This window comes from Bacteroidota bacterium, assembly GCA_030706565.1.
Taxonomy (GTDB): Bacteria; Bacteroidota; Bacteroidia; order Bacteroidales; family JAUZOH01; genus JAUZOH01.
Map to the genome: position 1 here is coordinate 1 of JAUZOH010000482.1, position 2,664 is coordinate 2,664.

The window sequence follows — 2,664 nt, forward strand, 5'->3', positions numbered from 1 at the left end:
CAAAACAGCGAAAAAGTAAGAATTAAAAATACTATTTTAAATTTACCCTTCATAGTCAATTCTAACATTATAATCAACATTTGAACAATTAAACTATTATAAAATGTTTGAAGTTGTTTAAGGTTGTTTGAAATGGTTTGAGATTGCTCAAGATGGCTCAATAAATTTTTAAACTTTTGAACCTTTAAACTCTCAAACCTTTGAACCTTTAAACCTTTGAACTCTCAAACCTTCAAACCTTCAACCCTTCAATCGGATTATTTATATTTTCTTACCCTAAACAGGTCAAATTTACTAAATTGTTTATTTTTCCTTTCCAGGACAAAAAATTCAACAAACAGGAACAACATCACCATCAACAAAACAGATTGATATTGTTCATTATAATCCGAATAAATATTCCCTTCCAGCTGTTTCTTTTGCATCCGGTTGATCTGGTCAAAAATAGTGTTCAACCCCATGTCGGTATTTGAAGCCCTGATATATGAACCATTTCCGGCTGCAGCAATTTGTTGAAGGGTATTTTCATCAAGTTTAGTAATGACCACATTGCCGTCCTTATCCTTCAAATAATTTTTAGAATTATCATCTCCAAGAGGGATGGGAGAACCCTGGGGGCTGCCGATTCCAATGGTATGGACAATAATCCCATCGCCGGCAGCTTTTTTGGCAGCACTTACCGCATCATCCTCATGATTTTCCCCATCTGTAATCACAATAATGGATTTTTTCAATTCTTCATTGGGATTAAAAGAATGGGAAGCCAGGTCAATAGCAGCTCCGATAGCAGTTCCCTGACGGGGGACCATTTTCGTATTGATGGTGGAAAGGAACATCTTGGCCGACACGTAATCGGTTGTGATAGGCAGCTGAATATAAGCATCCCCGGCAAAAACGATCAGTCCGATCTGATCATTTTCAAACCTGTCGACCAGCTTTGAAATAGATTCTTTTGCCCTTTCCAAGCGGCTGGGCTGGATATCCTGTGCCATCATACTGTTTGAGACATCCAGGGCGATAATGATCTGAACTCCTTTCCGTTTTACTTTTTCAACTTTGGTACCGAACTGTGGCCTTGCAATTGCAAAAATAAGAGCCATAAAGGCAACTAAAAGCAATACAAACTTAATCACTGGTCTTTGTGGCGAAACCATCGGCATCAGATTTGAAATCACCGGCAGATCACCAAATTTCTCTAAATCCTTCTTCTTTTCCCTGCGCAAAAATAAATACATCAGAAACAAAACAGGAAGCAGAAATAAGAAGTACAAAACAAAACTGTTTGCAAAACGAAACATATATCTGTTTATTTTAATGTAAATTCAACGTATATCAACAATTAAGGGATACTCCGGAAAGTAGTTTCCCTTAATACAATTTCAGAAAGCAGCAATATGCCGGCCAAAATAGCGAACCACATATATTCGTCATACTTTTTGTTTAATTCCTTAACATCAATTTTAGATTTCTCAAGTTTATCAATAGACTGATAAATTTCCTTCAGCTTACGGTTATTGGTAGCCCTGAAATATTTCCCGTCAGTCATTTGAGAGATTTGACTCAGCAGTTGTTCATCAATTTCAACAGGCATATTCTGCATCTGGACGCTGCCATCAGGGGCAGGGACAGGATAAGGAGCATTTCCTCTGGTTCCCACGCCTATGGTATAAACCCTGATATGGAACATCCGGGCAATTTCAGCTGCAGTAAGCGGGGCAACAGTCCCGGTATTGTTTACCCCATCTGTAAGCAGGATGATCACTTTACTTTTTGCTGTACTTTCTTTCAAACGGTTGACTGCAGTGGCAAGTCCGTCACCTATTGCCGTTCCGTCCTCAAGCATCCCGCTTTTGGTGCTTTTCAACATATTGATCAATACCCCGTGGTCGGTAGTCAACGGGCATTGAGTAAAACTTTCGGCACTGAAAACGACTAAACCGATCCGGTCGCTTTCGCGGCCTGAAATAAAATCTGTGGCAACATTTTTGGCAGCCTCAATCCTGTTGGGAGAAAAATCTTCAGCCAACATACTGCTGGAAATATCCATAGACAGCACAATATCAATACCCTCGGAGGAAACATCCTTCCAACGGTTGGAAGATTGAGGACGGGCAACGGCAATAATCAGCAATATCAGGACTGCTACCCTTAAAATAAAAGGTAAATGCCTCAATCTGTATTTTATGCTTTTATTCGCCTTGGATAATCCTTGGGTACTGGACAGCTGAAGTGTAGGTATAGTATTTTGCCGTTTTTTTACATACCAAACAATCATCGGTATGATCAACAGCAACAACCAAAAATATTCCGGATTAGCAAATGTTATAGAATGCATGGATCAATTTAGTTTTTTAAATCTTTTATGTCAGGTGATGTTTCGGCTTTTCGCGACTTATCCTGTTCATCTGTAAAAGGTTGGGTATTTTTTACAAACAGAAGGGCATTGGAAAGACTAAGTTCATTTTCTTCCGGCAAAGGGTTCTCCTTCGCAAACTTAACCAAATCGGCCAATGTAAATATCTGTTTCAACAGATTGAAAGAAACCTCATCTTCAAACCCTGAATTTTTAAGCGACTGTAAAATCTCTTCACTGGTCTGTTCCAAAGTTTTAACATGAAACATCCGGTTCACATATATCCTGATGATTTCCGTGATAATCGTATG

Annotated in this window: 3 protein-coding genes; all 3 read right to left on the bottom strand. The window is 38.9% G+C overall.

The annotated features are described in order from the left end of the window. Nucleotides 1-257 precede the first annotated feature (257 nt). Nucleotides 258-1,298 carry a VWA domain-containing protein gene (locus tag Q8907_15810; protein MDP4275735.1) on the bottom strand — a complete coding sequence of 347 codons (1,041 nt, stop codon included), beginning with the start codon at nt 1,296-1,298 and terminating at the stop codon, nt 258-260. 41 nt (nt 1,299-1,339) lie between these two features. Further along, nucleotides 1,340-2,326, bottom strand: coding sequence for a VWA domain-containing protein (locus Q8907_15815; protein MDP4275736.1), 987 nt, complete (start codon nt 2,324-2,326; stop codon nt 1,340-1,342). A gap of 17 nt (nt 2,327-2,343) precedes the next feature. Beyond that, nucleotides 2,344-2,664, bottom strand: a 321-nt coding sequence (locus Q8907_15820) for a hypothetical protein (protein ID MDP4275737.1), incomplete at its 5' end; no start/stop codon positions are given.

Coding starts and splice junctions, on each gene's coding strand:
- Q8907_15810 (MDP4275735.1), bottom strand. CDS start 1,298: ATGTTTCGTTTTGCAAACAGTTTTGTTTTGTACTTCTTATTTCTGCTT.